Below are 17,411 nucleotides of genomic sequence, written 5' to 3' on the forward strand. Positions count from 1 at the left end.
GTGTTGACTTCACCGCACCCAGCCGCTTGTTCCCGGGCTGTTGGATCGAGGACCGGCTTTCGGAGACCGGTCGTGATCGCGGACATAGACGGTGACTCGCGCCCCGTTGACATGGAGTGTTCGGTACTCGCGGAAGTGGCGCCGCAGGGTGCTTGTTTTCGCTTCCTCCTCCTGCGGGTTGGTCGGCGAGTGCGCACCCGCAGCGCGGACCACGACGATCCGGTCGAACTCCAGCATGCGTGCCGCTATGTCCCGGGCGGGCAGCTCGACGCCGGCGAGCGTGTTCGACGCAATGGGATCCTGTGCCAGGGCGAGATCCGTGAGGGAGCGGGTGTCCTCGGGGTCGGCCCCGGTCAAAATCCGTTGCTGTCCGTAGAGGTAGAGCAACCCGTCGCCCGGACGGCCCTGCTCACGTACGGCGGCGCCGATCGCGGTGGCGTCGTTGCTCCGGCTCTGGGGCGTCCGCAGCCACAGGCTCGGCTGGACGAGCGCGGCCAGTGCGGCGACCGCCGCAGCCCACGAGATCCACACGGTGCGGGCGGTCCGCCGCCGGTGGAAGTAGTCCATCCAGGCCCCCAGCAGCAAGGCGACCCCGATGTCGCCGTAGAGCACATAGCGGTCGACGAAGAGAGGCTTGACCAGTGAGGCGATCAGCAGCAGAAGCCCCGGAAGCACGAGGATCGGCACGGCCAGCGCGGACAGCCCCACGGGCCCCCTCCTCCGCAGCGGCGTTAGGGCACACGCCACGCCCACGACCGCTCCGACCAGGAAGTACGGCAGCCGCACCGGTCCGCCGATCCAGGACACCGGCTCCGACTGCCCGGCGCTGAGGACCGCCAGCGGCGACAGCCCTGCCACCACACCCGCGGCAGCCGCGCTCCACGCCTTCAGGACCGGTCGTGGTACACGGGAGACGGCCAGGGTGATGCCGTGCGCGGCCAGGGCGAGGACCGCGAACTCATGGAGCAGACAGGCCAGCAGCATGGTGGCGCCGTAGACCGCCCACCGCCACCGGGTGCGATGCGGGACGCCGGCCACGAGCGCATAGGTGGCCCAGGTGACCAGGGCGCAGACCATGGCGTACGAGCGGCCTTCCTGCGCGTACTTCTGCACCTGGGGAAGGAGCGGGAACACCAGCCCGGCCAGCAGTCCGGCCCGGGGCCCCGCCAGGCGCAGCCCCAGAAGCCCGACTCCGCTCGCTGCCACGGACATCGCCAGCACGGACGGCAGCCGCAACGTCAGCAGCCCTGCGCCGAAGAGTCCGAAGATCTCGTGCATCACGGCGTAGTAGAGGGCATGGACCAGATCGATGTGCTGGGCGGTGTGCCATATCTGCGAGAGATCGCGGTGTGCGAGCTGGTAGGTGACGGACTCATCCCCCCACATGGTGTTCTGCCTGCGGATACCCCAGAGCCCCAGGGCGATGGTCAGCGCCAGGGGCGCGATGACGACAACGGCCGGGGTCGGGCCCGGTGTTTGTCGGCGGGCGGGTACGGGAGGGGAGACCCTCCTGGCCATCGCGGGGGCGCGTTCATCAAGGGACATCGGTGACAGGGCCTTTCAGCAGGCAGCGGCGGAGGAACTCCGTCAGCGTGCCGGGACCTCATTGACCGGATGCTGACCCAACCTGACTGGCCGATCAGGAAGGCGCGCCAGCACTGTGCGAGGCTGCACCACATGCGCATCCTGGTGGTCGAAGACGAGGTGGACCTTGCCCACACCCTGCACACCGGTCTGACCGCCGAGGGCTACAGCGTCGACCTCGCCCATGACGGCAGGCAGGGACTGTGGATGGCCCGGACCGGCGAATACGCTCTCGTCGTGCTGGACTTGATGCTGCCCGGACTCAACGGCTACAAGCTCTGCGCCCAGTTGCGCCGGGAGGGAAACGCGACCCCCATCCTCGTACTGACCGCCAAGGACGGGGAGTGGGACCAGGCAGAGGCCCTGGACACGGGGGCCGACGACTACCTGGCCAAACCCTTCTCCTACCTGGTGCTCGTCGCACGGCTGCGGGCCTTGGTCAGACGGACCGCCGCCGTCGCCCCGCCCGTCCTTGCCGTGGGCGACCTCTCCCTGGACATCGCCGGCCGGGTCTGCCGCCGGGCCGGCACCCGGGTGGATCTCACCCCCCGGGAGTTCGCCGTGCTGGAGCTGCTGGCCCGCCGGGCGGGCCAGGCGGTCTCCAAGGCGGATCTGCTCTATCACGCGTGGCCCGACGAAGCCCTGGATCCCAACCTGGTGGAGGCGCGGGTCAGCGCGCTGCGCAAGAAGGTGGACGCGGCGTTCGACCGGCAGTCCCTGCAGACCGTACGGGGCACCGGTTACCGGCTGGTGGACGACCGTGAACGCGACTGAGTGGCGGCGCCGTTGGTGGCCGCGTTCGGTACGAGCCCGCACGGCACTGGCCGCCGCCTCGGCCGCCGCTGTCATCCTGGCCGGCATCGGCTGGTGGGTCCACCGCGACGTCTATCGCCAGAGCACACAGATCGCCCAAGGGCAGGCGGAGGAACAACTGCTGGCCTTCGTCGATCAGCTGAAGGAGGGCGCGGTTCCCGCTCGCCGAAGCACCGTGCCGTACGAGATCGTCGCGACCGGCCGACGCGCCGCTGTCGCCTACGGCGGAGGCATGGAGGAGTTCGACCCCGGCACCCGCCATGTGCTGCCCGCCCCACCGAAGGCAGAGCTGCCCGCCCCACCCGATGACGGGGGCTGGGGCTACGGGACCCGCCCCATCCGTATACCGGCGCGCCAGGACGCCAAGCCCGGGGACCGGTTCGGCAAGGACGGTGGGACCTACCTGGTCATGTACCACGACATCAGGGCCGATGAACTGAGCCGTGACAAAGTCGCCGCTCTGGGCGTCGCCGCCGACGCCCAGCTGCGGGTCTACGTGGTGGTGCTCCCGCACGCAGGCGAGGACATCGCCGAGGCGATCACCGAGGATACCGACCGCCTGCTGCTGCGAGCCGGACTGGCCGGCCTCGTACTGATCGCCGCCGTCGCCTACTTCGCCATCCGCATCGCGCTACGGCCGGTCGAAGCCATCCGCGTCCTCACCGCCTCGGTCACCGCCACCAACCCGCGCGAACGCGTCACCGTCCCCGCCACAGGACACGAGATCACCGCCCTGGCCACCACCATCAACACCACCCTCCAGCGCCTCGACAACGCCGCTGCCCAGCAACGCCGCTTCGTCGCGGACGCCTCCCACGAACTGCGCAGCCCCCTCACCACCCTGCTGACCAGCCTGGAGGTCGCCCTCGTCTACCCGGAACGTACTGACTGGCCCGCCGCGGCCGCCACCGCCGCACGACAGACCCGCCGCCTCCAGGCCCTCGCCGAAGACCTGCTGCTACTCGCGCGTCTCGACACCCGCGCCCCGGCGGCCGACGCAGGCACCGTCGACCTGACGAACCTCGCCTCCCGGCTGACCGAGCAATACCCCCTCGTCGAAAGGCCGTTGACCCTCACCTGCGACAGCACCGCCCCCGCATACGTACACGGAAACCCCGACGAGTACGAACGGCTGCTGCGCAACCTCGTCGACAACGCAGCCCGTCACGCCGCGCACCGCATCCAGATCACCGTCCGCAACGAGGACGACTGGGCTGTCCTCACGGTGCACGACGACGGACCGGGCGTCCCCGCCGAGGACGCCGAGCGCATCTTCGAACGCTTCGTCCGCCTCGACGACGCCCGCTCCCGTGAGCAGGGCGGCACCGGCCTGGGCCTCGCCATCGCCCGCGACCTCGCCCACCGCCACCAGGGCACCCTCACGCTCACCCCGCGGACCCTCGGAGCCTGCTTCCAGCTACGTCTTCCCCTAGCCCTCACCCCGGCCGAGAAATGACGCGCTTCACCGCGGCAGCCCACTGACCCCTGGAGCCCTTCGACGCTGCCGCGGCCTACCACGCTGCCAGCACCCCCGACCATGTGGGCGGGGACTGGTACGACGCCCTGTTGGTGCCCGACGGAGCTTGCGCCGCCGTCATCGGTGACGTCGTCGGACACGACCTCCAGGCGGCCGCCGCCATGGCTCAGACCCGCAGCATGCTGCGTGCCCTGCTTTACGATCGCCGTACCTCGCCCAGCGCTGTCCTCGCGCACCTCGACCGCACCCTCCAGGCCATCACGGACAGTCCCGTGACCACTGCGTGCCTTGCCCGGATCGAACTCGCGCCGTCGGCCGGTTGGACGTTGCGCTGGAGTACTGCAGGACGCCCTCCGCCTTTGGTGATCAGCCCCGATCGCCGGGCCAGCCACTTGCTCGCGGATCCTGATCCGTCCCTCGGCGTCGACAGCACTGCACGACGCCACAACCACGCCCATCCCCTTCCCGCCGATGCCACAGTCGTCTTCTTCACCGATGGGCTCGTCGAACACCGTCACCACTCACTGGAGGCAGGCTTGCAACGGCTCGCCGCCGTCCACGTCGACCTGCCCGTGGCCGACCTCGTCCGCGTCCTGATCGAGGAGCACCCCAGCGACGGACACGACGACATGGCAGTGCTCGCCCTCCGAGCTCCGCAGGTCCGATCTTCGAGGCCAGACAAGTAAGTGCATCGGACGAACCAGGGCTGGTTCGACAGCGTGACCAAGGGCCTGACGTCCCCTCGTGGCTGGGGCGGGCCGCGGTTTGCGGCTGAGCCTGCCCGCAGATGGACACCAGCATCCAGATCGGCCCGACGGGCAAGAAGCTGCTGCCGCTGACGGTCAAGAACGCTGCCCCCGCGCCGAGTGGACACGCTCACTGAGGCGAGTGAGCCACTGAGGCGCATCGCGGATGTGCCGGTGGGGGCGATGGAGGGCGAGGTTGTCGCTGTGGGCGGCTGACGGCTTGCTGGGGCCTCCTCGTGGTGCCTCAGCTCTGGCAGCCGCAGCCTGATGCGGCCTTGGCGTCTGTGACCGTGACGGCCGGGTCGGTGGAGGTCTCGGCCGGAGTGCAGCAGGAGTTCACGCCGCAGCAGGTGTCGGAGGGCTCCTTGGCTTCGGTCGCTTCGGTCGCTGCGGTGGGCTTGGTGGCGCGCACGATCGCAGAGTGCATGCCGTCGGCCACGCCGTGGGTCGGAGTGATCTCGACGTCGGTGAAGCCCGCCGCTGCGAGGCCTTCGCGGTACTCGCTGAAGGAAAGGGCGCCGGCGATGCAGCCGACGTGGTCGCCGCGCTCGGCTCGCTGCTCGGGTGTCAGGGAGTCGTCCGCGACGACGTCGGACACGCCGAGGCGGCCGCCGGGCTTCAGGACGCGGAACGTCTCCGTGAACACCGCTGCCTTGTCCGTGGACAGGTTGATCACGCAGTTGGAGATCACGACGTCGATGGTGTTCGCGGGCAGCGGGACGGCCTCGATGGTGCCCTTGAGGAACTCGACGTTCGTGGCGCCCGCCCTCGCGGCGTTGGCCAGGGCCAGGGAGAGCATTTCCTCGGTCATGTCGAGTCCGTACGCCTTGCCCGTCGGGCCGACGCGCCGGGCGGAGAGCAGGACGTCGATGCCGCCTCCGGAACCGAGATCGAGGACACGTTCCCCTTCGTGCAGCTCGGCCACCGCGGTGGGGTTGCCGCAGCCGAGGGAGGCGGCGAGGGCCTCGGCGGGGAGTGCCTCCCGCTCGTCGGCCGGGTAGAGGGCGGAGCCGAAGTTCTCGTCGATCTCGACGGGGTCCGACCCGCAACAGGCGGTGCCGCCTTCGGTGACCTTGACGGCTGCTGCCGCGTAACGCCGGCGGACGGTTTCGCGTAGGTCTGTGGACTTGTCGGGCATGACTCGCTCCTGGATCGTGGGGCATGACGGCGCCCCGGAACGGCTTGTATTGACGTTCATCGATGCAACCTTGCGCCTTGGATCGAGGAACGTCAATATAGAGGCATGTCGAAACAAGAGCTGAAGATCCTCGGCCAGGACGGCGATGACGCCTGCTGCGAGGGGCTGGCCACGGCGCCCCTGGACGAAGAGCAGGCGGCCGGCCTGGCGAAGACCTTCAAAGCCCTGGGCGACCCGGTGCGTCTGCGGCTGATGTCGATGATCGCTTCGCGGGAGGGCGGCGAAGTCTGTGTCTGTGAGCTGACCCCCGCTTTCGATCTGTCGCAGCCCACGATCTCGCACCATCTGAAGCTGCTCCGGCAGGCGGGGCTCATCGACTGCGAGCGACGCGGCACCTGGGTCTACTACTGGATCCTGCCGACCGCCCTCGACCGCTTGGCCGGCTTCCTGGCCATGCCGCACGCGGCAAAGGCATCCGTGTGAACGCGCCCCTCGGCCGCCGCGTCGCTGCCGAAGCGGTGGGGACCGCCGGCCTGGTGGCCGTGGTCGTCGGCTCCGGGATCCAGGCGACCGAACTCTCACGTGACGTGGGCGTCCAACTGCTCGCCAACTCGATTTCCACGGTCTTCGGCCTGGGCGTGTTGATCGTGCTCCTCGGGCCGGTCTCAGGTGCGCACTTCAACCCTGCTGTCACCCTTGCGGCATGGTTCGCCGACCGGAGGAGCGGCAGCGGGCTGAGCCTGCTGGACGCGACCGCGTACGTCGCGGCGCAGATCACGGGAGCCGTCGCCGGTGCGGTCCTGGCCGACGCCATGTTCGCCGAACCCCTGGTGAAGTGGTCCACGCACGACCGCTTCGCAGGACACCTGTGGCTGGGGGAAGTCGTGGCGACTGCCGGGCTCGTTCTGCTGATCTTCGGCCTGAACCGGACGGGGCGCGGGCGATTGGCTCCGGGGGCTGTGGCGTCCTTCATCGGGGCCGCCTACTGGTTCACCTCTTCCACCTCGTTCGCGAACCCCGCGGTGACGATCGGCCGGACGTTCACCGACACCTTCGCCGGGATCGCCCCGGCGTCCGTCGCGCCGTTCATCGCGGCACAACTGGTGGGCGCCGCCGCCGGCCTGGGCCTGGTGGCGTTGGTCTTCGGGACCGCCGTTCCCGCCGGAACCGATGCCGTCATGCCGCAAGGCGACACCGAACTCGCTGTTTCCCCTCGCTGACCCCCTTCCAAGGAACTTCCGTCGTGACCGACTCCACCCCGCGCCCCTCCGTTCTGTTCGTCTGCGTCCACAACGCCGGGCGCTCTCAGATGGCTGCCGCCTTCCTCACCCACCTCGCCGGGGACAGGGTGGAGGTCCGCTCGGCCGGCTCCGCTCCTGCCGACACGGTCAATCCGGCCGTGGTGGAAGCCATGAACGAAGTCGGCATCGACATCTCCGCCGAGACCCCGAAGATCCTGACGACGCAAGCCGTGCAGGCGTCCGACGTCGTCATCACGATGGGATGCGGAGACACATGTCCGGTCTTCCCGGGTAAGCGATACCTCGACTGGCAACTCGACGATCCGGCCGGCCAGGGAGTCGATGCCGTTCGCCCGATCCGGGACGACATCGAACACCGCATCCGCGCTTTGGTGAACGACCTGATCGGCTGAACGATGTGGGCTCGGCAGTTGCCATGTGCGACAGCCCGCATCGGTCACGGCGGCACCCACACCTACGGCTGGAGCGACTTCAGCAGTTCCACGGAGCGCTGCGACGTACGCCTCGGCCCCTTCACCTTCACCGGCGATCTGCGGACTCGCCACAGCCCCCGCCGCAAGACGCCGGCCGCGGTTCCCGCCCGCCTGCGTCGAGTTCCTGACGGCAGACGGCAGACGGCAGACGGCATACGGCATACGGCGGCAAGGCGGCCCCGGTGGGGCCGGGGGAGTGCCGGCGGGCCCGGATGCCGTTCCGCCGGGTGGGTGACAGACTGAGGTTCCGGAGCCGGGTGGCCGCGGCGGAGAGTTCGGGGCGGCGCCGGCAGTCCCCGCTCTGCGCGTCCCAGCAGCGATCGGTCCGTTCGCCGGCCAGTCGGGAACCTTCCATGACCTCTGAAGCGCGGTACTCCCCGCGGGAAACCGCTCTGCTGATCGTCGACCCGTACAACGACTTCCTCTCCGAGGGCGGAAAGCTGTGGCCCCGGGGGAAGGAGGTGGCGGAGCGGGTCGGACTGCTCGACCACATGCGTACCGTTCTGGCCACGGCCCGTGGCCGCGGGTGCCGCGTCCTCATCGTGCCGCACCACCGGACGACACCGGGCGACTACCGCACCTGGGACCACCTGTCGCCGTCCCAGCAGCGCATCGTGGTCAACCAGACGTTCGCCGAGGGAAGCTGGGGAGGCGAGTGGCACCCCGACTTCCGGCCCCGCGAGGACGAGATCGTCATCGGGCAGCACTGGGCCTCCAGCGGTTTCGCCAACACCGACCTCGACCTCATGCTCAAGCAGCACCGGATCCGCAAGATCGTGCTCATCGGCATGCGGGCCAACACCTGCGTCGACACCACCGCACGCTTCGGCCAGGAACTCGGCTACCACGTGACCCTCGTCCGCGACGCCATCGGCTCCCTCAGCTGGGAGGAGATGACAGCGACCTTCGAGCTGAACGCACCCCTGTACGCCCACGCCGTCATCACCACCGACGAGTTCGTCGGCCTCGTGGAGGGCGAGGACGGCGGGGGCGGCGAAGACGACGGGGACGGCGGGGGCGGCGAAGACGACGGGGACGGCGGGCGCGGCGAAGACGGCGGGGGTGGCGGGGACTTCCGGTGAAGGCCCGGCAGCGCCCACGAGGCGGGCGGTGCCGGCGGACGTGGAGGCGGTCATGGCCGACAGGCCGAGCGGAGCGCACGGAGAACTGGCCGGGCAGACGGTCGTCGTGGTGGGCGGCAGCGCCGGCATCGGTCTGGAGACGGCACGGCAGGTGCGGGCGGCCGGCGGCGACCTGGTGCTGGCGGCACGCAACGCCGAGCGCCTGCGGCGGGCCGCGGACGAGCTGCACCCGCTGAGCACCGCCGCGCTCGACGCCCGGGACACCGCCCACCTGGAGCGCTTCCTCGGGGAACTGCCCGGACGGGCCGACCACGTGCTGGTCACGGCGGGCAGCCCGTCGTACACCCCGTTCGGCGAGCTCGATCCGGCCGACGCCGCCCGGGACTTCGGCGAGCGGATGGCGATGCTGCTTGCGGTGGCGCGGGCGGCCCGGGAGAAGGTCAGGCCCGGGGGAACGCTGCTGTTCATCGGCGGCACCGGCGGCCGGCGGCCCGCGCCCGGGATGGCCGTGGTGGGCGCGGTCACCGCGGCGCTGCCGGCGCTCACCGCCAACCTGGCGCTGGAGATCGCCCCGGTCCGGGTCAACCTGATCGCGGCCGGGTTCGTGGACACACCGCTGTCCGCCGCCCTCCTCGGCGACCAACTGGAGGCGCGGCGCGAGGAGTTGCGCAACTCGCTGCCCATCCGCCGGGTGGTCGGCCCGGCCGACGTCGCCGCTCTCGCCCTGCACATCATGGTCAACGACGCCCTCACCGGCGCGACTTACGACATCGACGGCGGTCAGCAACTGCTCGCACGCTGACCGCCCGTCCTCACCGACATCCCCCACGCCCCTACGAGACGGGAGGCGCAAGCCATGGACATGAAACTGGAGGTCGTCGTGGTGCCGGTGGCCGACGTCGACCGGGCCAAGGACTTCTACACCACGCTGGGCTGGCGGCTCGACGCGGACGTCGCCGGCGACGGGGACTTCCGGGTGGTGCAGGTGACCCCGCCGGGCTCCCCGGCGTCGGTCATCTTCGGCTCCTCGGTCACCGACCAGGCTCCGGGCACGGCCCAGGGCCTGCACCTGATCGTCGACGACATCAGGACCGCCCACGACGAGCTGGCCCGCAACGGCGCCCACCCGAGCGACGTGTTCCACGACGCCGGCGGCCTCTTCCACCACGCGGGCACCGACGCCCGGGTGGCCGGCCCCGACGGCAGCTACGGCTCCTTCCTGTCGTTCAGCGACCCGGACGGCAACGGCTGGCTCCTCCAGGAGGTCACCACCCGGCTCCCCGGCAGGGTCGACCCCGCGGCCACCGCGTTCTCCTCGGCCGGCGACCTGGCGAGCGCCCTGCGCCGGGCCGCGGCGGCGCACGGCGAGCACGAGGCCCGCATCGGCGCCGAGGACCCGGACTGGCCGGACTGGTACGCGCGGTACCTGGTGAGCGAGCAGGCCGGGACCGAACCGCCCTCGTAGCCGGCCGCAGCCGTCCCCTCCCTTCCGGCCTGCTGTGATGTGTCCCACGGGCCCTTGTCCGCACCCGGAAGGCTTACCTAAATTCGGTTATATGTCCGACAAAGATGCCTCCCGTCCCACCGAGCCGGTCGAGTTCGCCGTAGACCTCACCGGTCACGAGCTGACCCGCCGCGCCCATGTCATGGCGGCCCTCGGCGACGACTGGGACCCCGTCGAGACGGTGCGGGGCGAGGAGGAGGCGTACGACCTGCTGTACTCCGGCCTCGACCCGGAACAGCAGCGGCTCTACGACACCCTCCTCGCGGCCGGCGTCCTGCCGCGCCGCGGGGACGGCGGACGTCCTGGCGGGGACGGCGACGGCTCCACCGCCTGAACCACCCGCCCAGGGGGGAACCACCCCTGAGGGGTGAGGACGTCCCCCGGCGGCCGGCGGAAGCATGGTGGCTCCGGAATCATGGTCGGTCCGGAAGGGCGTGTGGGCCATGGGCGACGACAGAGCCGACCGCATCGCGGAGTTCATCGAGCCGCTACGGGTGGAGCCCGGCAGCAAGGTGCGGCTGGCCGAGGACTTCGACCCCGGTTTCAGAGCCGGCATCCGCAAGAAGAAGGACGGCGTCGAACTGCTCCGCAGCGGTATCGAGCAGCTGGCCGACTACCAGCGGCGGCTGGCCGCCCAGGACACCTACGGCGTGCTGCTGTGCCTGCAGGCCCTGGACGCCGGCGGCAAGGACGGCACGATCCGCCACGTCATGAGCGGAGTCAACCCGCAGGGCGTGCGCGTGGTCGGCTTCAAGGTCCCCTCGAACGAGGAACTCGACCACGACTACCTGTGGCGCTACTCCCGGAACCTGCCGGGCCGCGGTGAGATCGGCATCTTCAACCGCTCCCACTACGAGGAAGTGCTCGTGGTCCGGGTGCACGCGGACCACCTGCGCCGCCAGAAACTGCCCGACACGGCCCGCGGCCCGGACGTGTGGGAGCGGCGCTACCGCGAGATCAACGACTGGGAGCGCTATCTGACCGACAACGGCTTCAGGATCGTGAAGATCTTCCTGAACCTGTCGAAGGAAGAACAGCGCAGCCGTTTCCTCAAGCGCATCGACGTACCCGAGCGGAACTGGAAGTTCTCGTCGGCCGACGTGCGCGAACGGGCCTACTGGGACGACTACCAGCGGGCGTTCTCGCAGATGTTGTCCGCAACCAGTACGCCGTGGGCGCCCTGGTACGTCGTTCCCGCCGACCACAAGTGGTTCGCCCGGGTGTGCGCGGCCGCCGTCCTGGTGCACACCCTGATGGTCATCGACCCGCAGTACCCGCAGGTCAGCGACGAGTCCCGGCGCGAACTCGCCCAGGTCAGGGAGGAGCTGGAGGCGGAGGCACCCGCGGGCGCGGCCCCGGACCCGTACGCAGAGGGCGAGAAGAGAAACAACGCGAAAAACAAGAAGACGAAAACCAGGAAGACGAAAACCGCGAGGGCGAAAACCGCGAGGGCGAAAACCGCGAAGACGAAAAACAAGAAGGCGCCTTCATGACCGCGCAGACAGACGCCCCGCAGGACCGGACGGCCGACGGCAGGCCGTGGTACGCGTGTCCGCCCGAGCAGGTGGCCGCCGCGTTCGAGGTGGATCCGGCCGCCGGGCTGTCCACCGCCCGCGCAGCGGAACTGCTGCGGACGCACGGCCCGAACGCGCTGCCGGAGGAGAAACCGCTGCCGGGCTGGCGCCGTTACCTCGCCCAGTACCGCAGCTACATGCAACTGGTCCTGGTGAGCGCCGCCGTCGTCTCGCTCGTCATCAAGGAGTGGAGCACCGGGATCCTGCTGCTCGTCCTGACCGTCGTCAACGCGGTCGCCGGGATGCGCCAGGAGGGCAAGGCCGACAGCGCCATGAACGCGCTGAAGTCGATGATGAAGGCCACCGCGCGGGTACGCAGGGACGGAACCGAGTCGAAGATCCCGGCCGAGGAGGTCGTACCGGGCGACGTGGTGCTGCTCGCGGTCGGCGACGAGGTGCCGGCGGACGGCCGTGTCGTCACGGCGAACGCCCTGCAGATCGACGAGTCGGCGCTGACCGGCGAGAGCGTGCCGGCCGCGAAGGAGGCGGCCACGCTGACCGACGGCGACCTGCCGCCGGGGGAGCGCCGGAACATGGCGTTCATGAACACCCCCGTCACCCACGGCAGCGGCACGGTGGTGGTCACCGCCACCGGTGCGGACACCGAACTAGGCCGTATCTCGGGCATGTTGTCCACCACCCGCCGGGAGGCCTCGCCGCTGACCCGGGAGATGGACCGGCTCACCCTGTGGATCACGGCGACGGCCGGGGTGACGATGATCCTGATGTTCGTGCTCGGCCGCGGCCGCGGTACGGCGTGGGACGCGCTGTTCGTCAGCGCCGTCTCGCTGGCCATCGCCGCCATCCCGGAGGCCCTGCCCACCGTCTCCCAGACGATCCTGTCCATCGGCGCCGTCGACCTCTCGAAGCGCCGGGCGATCGTGAAGGACCTGCCGTCGGTGGAGGCGCTGGGCTTCACCTCGGCGATCAACTCCGACAAGACCGGCACGCTCACCATGAACCAGATGACGGCCGTGGAGGTCGTCGACGTCGGCGACCGCTACACCGTCTCCGGCACCGGTTACAGCTTGGAGGGGCGGATCCGGCATCCCGTCGGCAGCGCCCCGGACATGGCGGACGCGATCCTGCCGTACCTGGTCGCCAACGACGCCCGGCTGGTGGACGGCAAGGTCGTCGGCGACCCCACCGAGGGCGCCCTGCTGGTCCTCGGCCACAAGGCCGGCCTGGACGTCGACGCCACCCGGGAACGGCTGCCCAGGCTCGCCGTACTGCCCTTCGACCCCTCCTACAAGCTGATGGCCACCTTCAACCGGGCCACCGACGAGACCGGCCGCCCCGTCGTGCGCTGCTTCGTGAAGGGCGCGGCGCCCGCGATGATGGACCGGGCCGCCACGGCACTCCGGCAGGGAGCCTCCGTCCCGTGGGACGAGGGGCTGCGGCAGCGGGCGCAGGAGCACGTCGAACGGATGGGCGGCGAGGGCCTGAGGGTGATGGCCGCGGCGCGCCGCGACCTCGACCCGGCGACGTTCGATCCGGACGGCGACCTGCTCGGCTACGTCACCGGCCTGCAGATGACCAGCCTGGTCGGCATGGTCGACCCGCCGCGCGCCGAGTCCAGGGCCGCGGTCGCCGGCGCGCAGGCCGCGCACATCAGGGTCCGCATGGTCACCGGCGACGACGTCGTCACCGGTGCCGCCATCGCCCGGCAGCTCGGCATCGAGGGCGAGGCCATGCTGGGCGCGGACTTCGCCGCCCTGCCGGAGAGCGAACGGCTCGCCCGGATCGACGGCATCGGCGTCGTCGGCCGGGTCGCGCCCGAGCACAAGGTGCTGCTCGCCGAGACGCTGAAGAAGAAGGGCGGCGTCGTCGCCATGACCGGCGACGGCGTCAACGACGCGCCCGCGATCAAGGCGGCCGACGTCGGCATCGCCATGGGCTCCGGCACCGAGGTCGCCAAGAACGCCGGCCGCATGGTCCTCGCCGACGACAACTTCGCCACGATCGTCTTCGCGGTGGAACAGGGCCGCAAGATCTACGACAACCTCACCAAGTACATCCGGTTCGTGCTCGTCCTGCTCGTGGTGTTCGTGCTGACGTTCCTCGGCGCGACCCTGTTCGACATCGCCGCCGGGGAGCCGTTCACCCCGGCGCAGGTGCTGTGGATCCACTTCTTCGTCAACGCGGCCTTCGGCTTCGCGCTCGGCTTCGACCGGCAGAGCCCCGGCCTGATGGCCCGCCGCCCGCGACCGCGCGGCGCGCACGTGCTCACCCGGGGTGTCGTGCTCACCGTCGGGCTGTCCGGCCTGGTGATCACCATCGGCCTGCTCTGCCTGATCGACCTCGGCACCTCCCGCTACGGCAGCGTCGCGATCGGCCAGTCGATGGCGTTCACGTCCTTCGCGCTCTGCCTGATCGTGGCCGCCCTGGAGTGCCGCGGCGAACGCGACACCGTGCTCACCACCGCCACCTTCGACAGCAAGCAGATGAACCGGGCCATGCTGATCGAGTTCGTCCTCGCGGTCCTGGTCACCCAGACGGACGCCTTCCGCAGGCTGCTCGGCACGACCGAACTGAACCTGGCCCAGTTCGCCTGGACGCTGCTGCCGGCGCTCGCGCTGCTGGTGCTGTGGGAAGTCGGCAAGTTCCTCGCCCGCTGGAACGGCAGGCCGGTCCCGCGGACCTGACGCGCCGCGGACCGGGTCTTCCGGGCGCCGACGAAACCGTGACACGACCGCCATGGAAGCCGTACCGAACCGGCCGCACAATCAGGAAAACCGAACACGGGTGTGGAGCCGAACACCGGCGGACTGCGGGGGAGCTGGCGGACATGGAACTGGAACTGAGGTACGACCTGCTCGGCGGCCGGCTCCGCAGCATCGGGGAGGTCGAACTGACCTACGGCCGGTGGGGCGGCCGGCCCCGCGCGCTCGGGCCGCATCCGCTGGAGTACGACCTGCTCGGCAGCCGGCTGCGCCGGATCGGCGACGTCGAGATCGGCTACGGCCGCCTGGGCAGCGTTCCCAGGACGTTCGGGAGCTGGGACGTCGACTGCGCCGCCTGGTCCGGGATCCCGCGGCGGATCGGGCCGTACCCGATCGACCACCCCAGGCTCAGCGGCCGGGTGCGCGGAGTCGGCCCGCTGTCCGTGGAGTACGACCTGCTGGGCGGGCGGCCCCGCCGCGTCGTCCTGCCCGCGGGTCTGCACGCCCTCCCCGACGACCTGCTGCGCGTCCTCTTCCTGGTGCTGCACCTGCAGACCGAACGCAACAGGAGTTCGTCCTCCGGCGGGTAGCGGAAAGCGGCGAAGGCCCGCCGGTCGGTTCCGGCGGGCCTTCGGGTGTCGGCGTGTCAGACGGCGGCCGCGAACTTCGGGTTGGCGCCGTACTGGTTCTCCTCCGGCTTGCCGTCGGAGGCGAGCCAGACGAGCACGAAGATCCAGCCGACCAGCGGGATGATGCCGACCAGGATCGCCCAGCCGGAGCGGCCGGTGTCGTGCAGCCGGCGGACCGCGACACCGAGGCTGGGCAGTAGGACCGCGAGGTCGTAGATCGCGGCGAGGGCGCTGAAGTGGATGGCCGCGCCGACTGCGATGAGCACGATTGCGACGATCGTGTTGATCAGCGTGAACATCCAGTATTCCTGCCGACGCGCGCGTCCGCTGAACACCACGTACTTCTTCAGTACGTCCACGTACCAGTTCATTACTCGTCCCCCCGGGGATCAAGGCGTGATTGTGCGCACAGCAAATCAAGCCGACATGGCCGGTTCCAATCAGATTGGCGTGTGCGGGTCAACCGTTACCGTCTCGCCGCCGATCGGTGATCAACGCCACCCGATCGCATCCGCACGGCCCGCGATAACGTCTCTTCGGCCATGGACATGCAGAAACGGCCCCGGCGGCCGCCACAACCACCGCCACAGGCGCAGCACCCCGAGGGATGCCTGGTCGTCGCGATCAGAATCCCCGTCCGTATCTTCGTCTTCCTGGTCGTGCTGCCGGTACGCCTGCTCTGGGACGCGTTCGCCGCGGCCGCACGGTTCCTGTGGCGGTACGTCCTCGCCCCGCTGGGACGCGCGATCGGCCTGATTCTCCACGCGCTCCTCGTCGTCCCCCTGATCTGGCTGTACCGCTACCTGCTCACCCCCCTCGGCCACGCCCTCCGGTGGCTCTGCGCGCGGGTGTTCCCCCCGGCCGGCCGTGCGCTCGTGTGGTTCTACGCGCGCGTGCTCACCCCGATCGGCCACGCGCTCGTACTGCTCCTCACGCCCGCCGTGAAGGCCGTGGCCTGGGCACTCCACATGCTCGGCACCGCCCTGTACTGGACCGCGCGGGTGCTCCTCGTCGTGCCCGCCCTCACCCTGTGGCGCTGGATCCTCGCCCCGGCCGGCCGCGTCCTCGGCATCGTCCTCACGGAGATCGGGGAGGCACTCGGCCACGCCTGGCGGGCCGCCGGACACGTCGCACGTGCCGTCGGACGGGTGCTCGGCACCCTCTTCCGGTGGATCTTCCTGGAGCCCGCGCGGTGGGTGTACCGGACCGTCCTCACCCCGGTCGGACACGTCGTCCGCGACCTCGTCCTGCACCCGGCGGCCGAGGCCGCACGCGCGATCGGCCGTGCCGTCCGCCAGGCGCGCGCCGACCTCCGCCGCGCCCTCTTCGGCGAGCCGCGGCGGCCCGCGCCCGTGGACCGCCGGGAACCCAGGGGCCGCGACACACGTACTCTTGATGGATAGCAGTACACAGCCGTACCGCCCACAGCGGTACGGCCCCCGCACAAGAACGCACCAGAACCACGAAGGACTGACGACACTGGGCAAGCGACAGCCCGAAGGCCCGCCGCCCGCACCCGCGGTGCAGCGCATCCGACTGCGCTACACCAAGCGCGGCCGCCTCCGGTTCACCAGCCACCGTGACTTCCAGCGCGCCTTCGAGCGTGCGCTGCGCCGCGCCGAGGTGCCCATGGCGTACTCGGCGGGGTTCACACCGCACCCGAAGGTGTCGTACGCCAATGCCGCACCCACCGGCACGGGCAGCGAGGCCGAGTACCTGGAGATCGCGCTCACCGCACACCGCGACCCGGAGCGGCTGCGCGCCCTCCTCGACGAGTCCCTGCCCGCCGGGCTCGACATCGTCGACGCGGTCGAGGCACACACGTCCGGACTGGCCGACCGGCTCACCGCCTCCGTGTGGGAGCTGCGACTGGCCGGCCAGGACCCGGCGGAGGCCGAGAACGCGGTCGCGGCGTTCAACGCCGCCGAGTCCGTCGAGGTCCGGCGCACCACCAAGAACGGCGTCCGCACCTTCGACGCCCGCCCCGCCGTCGTACAACTTGAAACACAGAGTGAAACGGCTGATAGGCCGACCGACCAGCCCTGTGCGATACTGCGGCTGGTTGTTCGGCACGTGACGCCTGCCGTACGACCCGACGACGTCCTGTCCGGTCTCCGCGCCGTGGCCGACCTGGCGCCGCCGGTCCCCGCAGCGGTGACCAGGCTGGCGCAGGGGCTGCTCGATGAAGAGACCGGCACGGTGACCGACCCGCTCGCGCCCGACCGCGAGGCAGCCGAGGCCCTCTCGAAGGCCGAACCGACTGCCGCCGCGACGGTGCCGGCGTAAGGAAGGTCCCGCGAAGGACGGACGTCGTAGCGCAGCCCTCGTACTCGGGAGCCACCTGGGTCGGGCAGCGCACCGACCAGAAGACTTTCGCCAGGCCGTCCGCGACAAGGCGTACGGAACCGGCGAGACAGGACACAGAGAGCTCCTGTGCGGCGCCCGCGCCCCACACGGCGGCACCGC

18 protein-coding genes are annotated in these 17,411 nt (G+C 70.5%); 15 read left to right on the top strand and 3 right to left on the bottom strand.

Features of this window, described 5'->3' with window-relative positions; genetic code table 11:
• Positions 1 to 9 precede the first annotated feature (9 nt).
• On the bottom strand, positions 10 to 1,545 hold the full coding sequence (locus ACFY6U_RS20490) for a hypothetical protein (RefSeq protein WP_390040088.1): 1,536 nt from the start codon (positions 1,543 to 1,545) through the stop codon (positions 10 to 12).
• A gap of 132 nt (positions 1,546 to 1,677) precedes the next feature.
• Here ACFY6U_RS20490 and ACFY6U_RS20495 point away from each other — a divergent pair, with 132 nt between their 5' ends.
• The 3 genes from ACFY6U_RS20495 to ACFY6U_RS20505 all read left to right on the top strand — a co-directional run bounded on the left by ACFY6U_RS20495 (position 1,678) and on the right by ACFY6U_RS20505 (position 4,560).
• Positions 1,678 to 2,358 (top strand): response regulator transcription factor, encoded by a 681-nt coding sequence (locus ACFY6U_RS20495; RefSeq protein WP_390040089.1) that lies wholly within the window; start codon positions 1,678 to 1,680, stop codon positions 2,356 to 2,358.
• Entirely contained in the window at positions 2,345 to 3,853 is a 1,509-nt protein-coding gene (locus tag ACFY6U_RS20500) for a sensor histidine kinase (RefSeq protein ID WP_390040090.1), read from the top strand. The genes ACFY6U_RS20495 and ACFY6U_RS20500 overlap by 14 nt, the downstream gene beginning before the upstream one ends.
• Positions 3,854 to 3,936: 83 nt before the next feature.
• Positions 3,937 to 4,560 (top strand): PP2C family protein-serine/threonine phosphatase, encoded by a 624-nt coding sequence (locus tag ACFY6U_RS20505; protein ID WP_390040091.1) that lies wholly within the window; start codon positions 3,937 to 3,939, stop codon positions 4,558 to 4,560.
• 304 nt (positions 4,561 to 4,864) lie between these two features.
• On the opposite strand, the gene arsM is transcribed toward ACFY6U_RS20505, so the two are convergent.
• Positions 4,865 to 5,758, bottom strand: a complete 894-nt coding sequence (gene arsM, locus ACFY6U_RS20510; RefSeq protein WP_390040093.1) for an arsenite methyltransferase — start codon at positions 5,756 to 5,758, stop codon at positions 4,865 to 4,867.
• Positions 5,759 to 5,863: 105 nt separating this feature from the next.
• Between arsM and ACFY6U_RS20515 the strand changes: the two genes are divergently transcribed.
• From ACFY6U_RS20515 to ACFY6U_RS20560, 10 genes are all read left to right on the top strand, one after another.
• A complete protein-coding gene (locus ACFY6U_RS20515) occupies positions 5,864 to 6,241 on the top strand; it encodes an ArsR/SmtB family transcription factor (RefSeq protein ID WP_390040094.1) in 378 nt (125 codons plus the stop codon).
• Positions 6,232 to 6,978: an aquaporin gene (locus ACFY6U_RS20520; protein ID WP_390040450.1), complete on the top strand. Its 747-nt coding sequence runs from the start codon at positions 6,232 to 6,234 to the stop codon at positions 6,976 to 6,978. The genes ACFY6U_RS20515 and ACFY6U_RS20520 overlap by 10 nt, the downstream gene beginning before the upstream one ends.
• 23 nt (positions 6,979 to 7,001) lie before the next feature.
• On the top strand, positions 7,002 to 7,412 hold the full coding sequence (locus tag ACFY6U_RS20525; RefSeq protein ID WP_390040096.1) for an arsenate reductase ArsC: 411 nt from the start codon (positions 7,002 to 7,004) through the stop codon (positions 7,410 to 7,412).
• A gap of 434 nt (positions 7,413 to 7,846) precedes the next feature.
• Positions 7,847 to 8,575 carry an isochorismatase family cysteine hydrolase gene (locus ACFY6U_RS20530; protein WP_390040098.1) on the top strand — a complete coding sequence of 243 codons (729 nt, stop codon included), beginning with the start codon at positions 7,847 to 7,849 and terminating at the stop codon, positions 8,573 to 8,575.
• Between the two features lie 52 nt (positions 8,576 to 8,627).
• On the top strand, positions 8,628 to 9,377 hold the full coding sequence (locus ACFY6U_RS20535; protein WP_390040099.1) for an SDR family oxidoreductase: 750 nt from the start codon (positions 8,628 to 8,630) through the stop codon (positions 9,375 to 9,377).
• Between the two features lie 54 nt (positions 9,378 to 9,431).
• Positions 9,432 to 10,040 (top strand): VOC family protein, encoded by a 609-nt coding sequence (locus ACFY6U_RS20540; RefSeq protein ID WP_390040100.1) that lies wholly within the window; start codon positions 9,432 to 9,434, stop codon positions 10,038 to 10,040.
• 91 nt (positions 10,041 to 10,131) lie between these two features.
• Complete coding sequence (locus ACFY6U_RS20545; protein WP_390040101.1) at positions 10,132 to 10,413, top strand: DUF6400 family protein; 282 nt, start codon at positions 10,132 to 10,134, stop codon at positions 10,411 to 10,413.
• A gap of 109 nt (positions 10,414 to 10,522) precedes the next feature.
• Positions 10,523 to 11,572, top strand: coding sequence for a polyphosphate kinase 2 family protein (locus ACFY6U_RS20550; RefSeq protein WP_390040102.1), 1,050 nt, complete (start codon positions 10,523 to 10,525; stop codon positions 11,570 to 11,572).
• Complete coding sequence (locus ACFY6U_RS20555) at positions 11,569 to 14,298, top strand: cation-translocating P-type ATPase (RefSeq protein WP_390040103.1); 2,730 nt, start codon at positions 11,569 to 11,571, stop codon at positions 14,296 to 14,298. Before ACFY6U_RS20550 ends, ACFY6U_RS20555 begins: the two co-directional genes overlap by 4 nt.
• Before the next feature lie 143 nt (positions 14,299 to 14,441).
• Positions 14,442 to 14,906, top strand: a complete 465-nt coding sequence (locus ACFY6U_RS20560) for a hypothetical protein (RefSeq protein WP_390040104.1) — start codon at positions 14,442 to 14,444, stop codon at positions 14,904 to 14,906.
• 56 nt (positions 14,907 to 14,962) lie between these two features.
• Here the strand turns inward: ACFY6U_RS20560 and ACFY6U_RS20565 are convergent, their stop codons facing one another.
• Positions 14,963 to 15,316: a DUF805 domain-containing protein gene (locus ACFY6U_RS20565; protein WP_351493018.1), complete on the bottom strand. Its 354-nt coding sequence runs from the start codon at positions 15,314 to 15,316 to the stop codon at positions 14,963 to 14,965.
• A gap of 171 nt (positions 15,317 to 15,487) precedes the next feature.
• Here ACFY6U_RS20565 and ACFY6U_RS20570 point away from each other — a divergent pair, with 171 nt between their 5' ends.
• Positions 15,488 to 16,348, top strand: a complete 861-nt coding sequence (locus ACFY6U_RS20570) for a hypothetical protein (RefSeq protein ID WP_390040106.1) — start codon at positions 15,488 to 15,490, stop codon at positions 16,346 to 16,348.
• Positions 16,349 to 16,466: 118 nt separating this feature from the next.
• Positions 16,467 to 17,231 (top strand): TIGR03936 family radical SAM-associated protein, encoded by a 765-nt coding sequence (locus ACFY6U_RS20575; RefSeq protein WP_390040107.1) that lies wholly within the window; start codon positions 16,467 to 16,469, stop codon positions 17,229 to 17,231.
• Positions 17,232 to 17,411: the final 180 nt, after the last annotated feature.

This window comes from Streptomyces sp. NPDC013157, assembly GCF_042899865.1.
GTDB lineage: Bacteria > Actinomycetota > Actinomycetes > Streptomycetales > Streptomycetaceae > Streptomyces.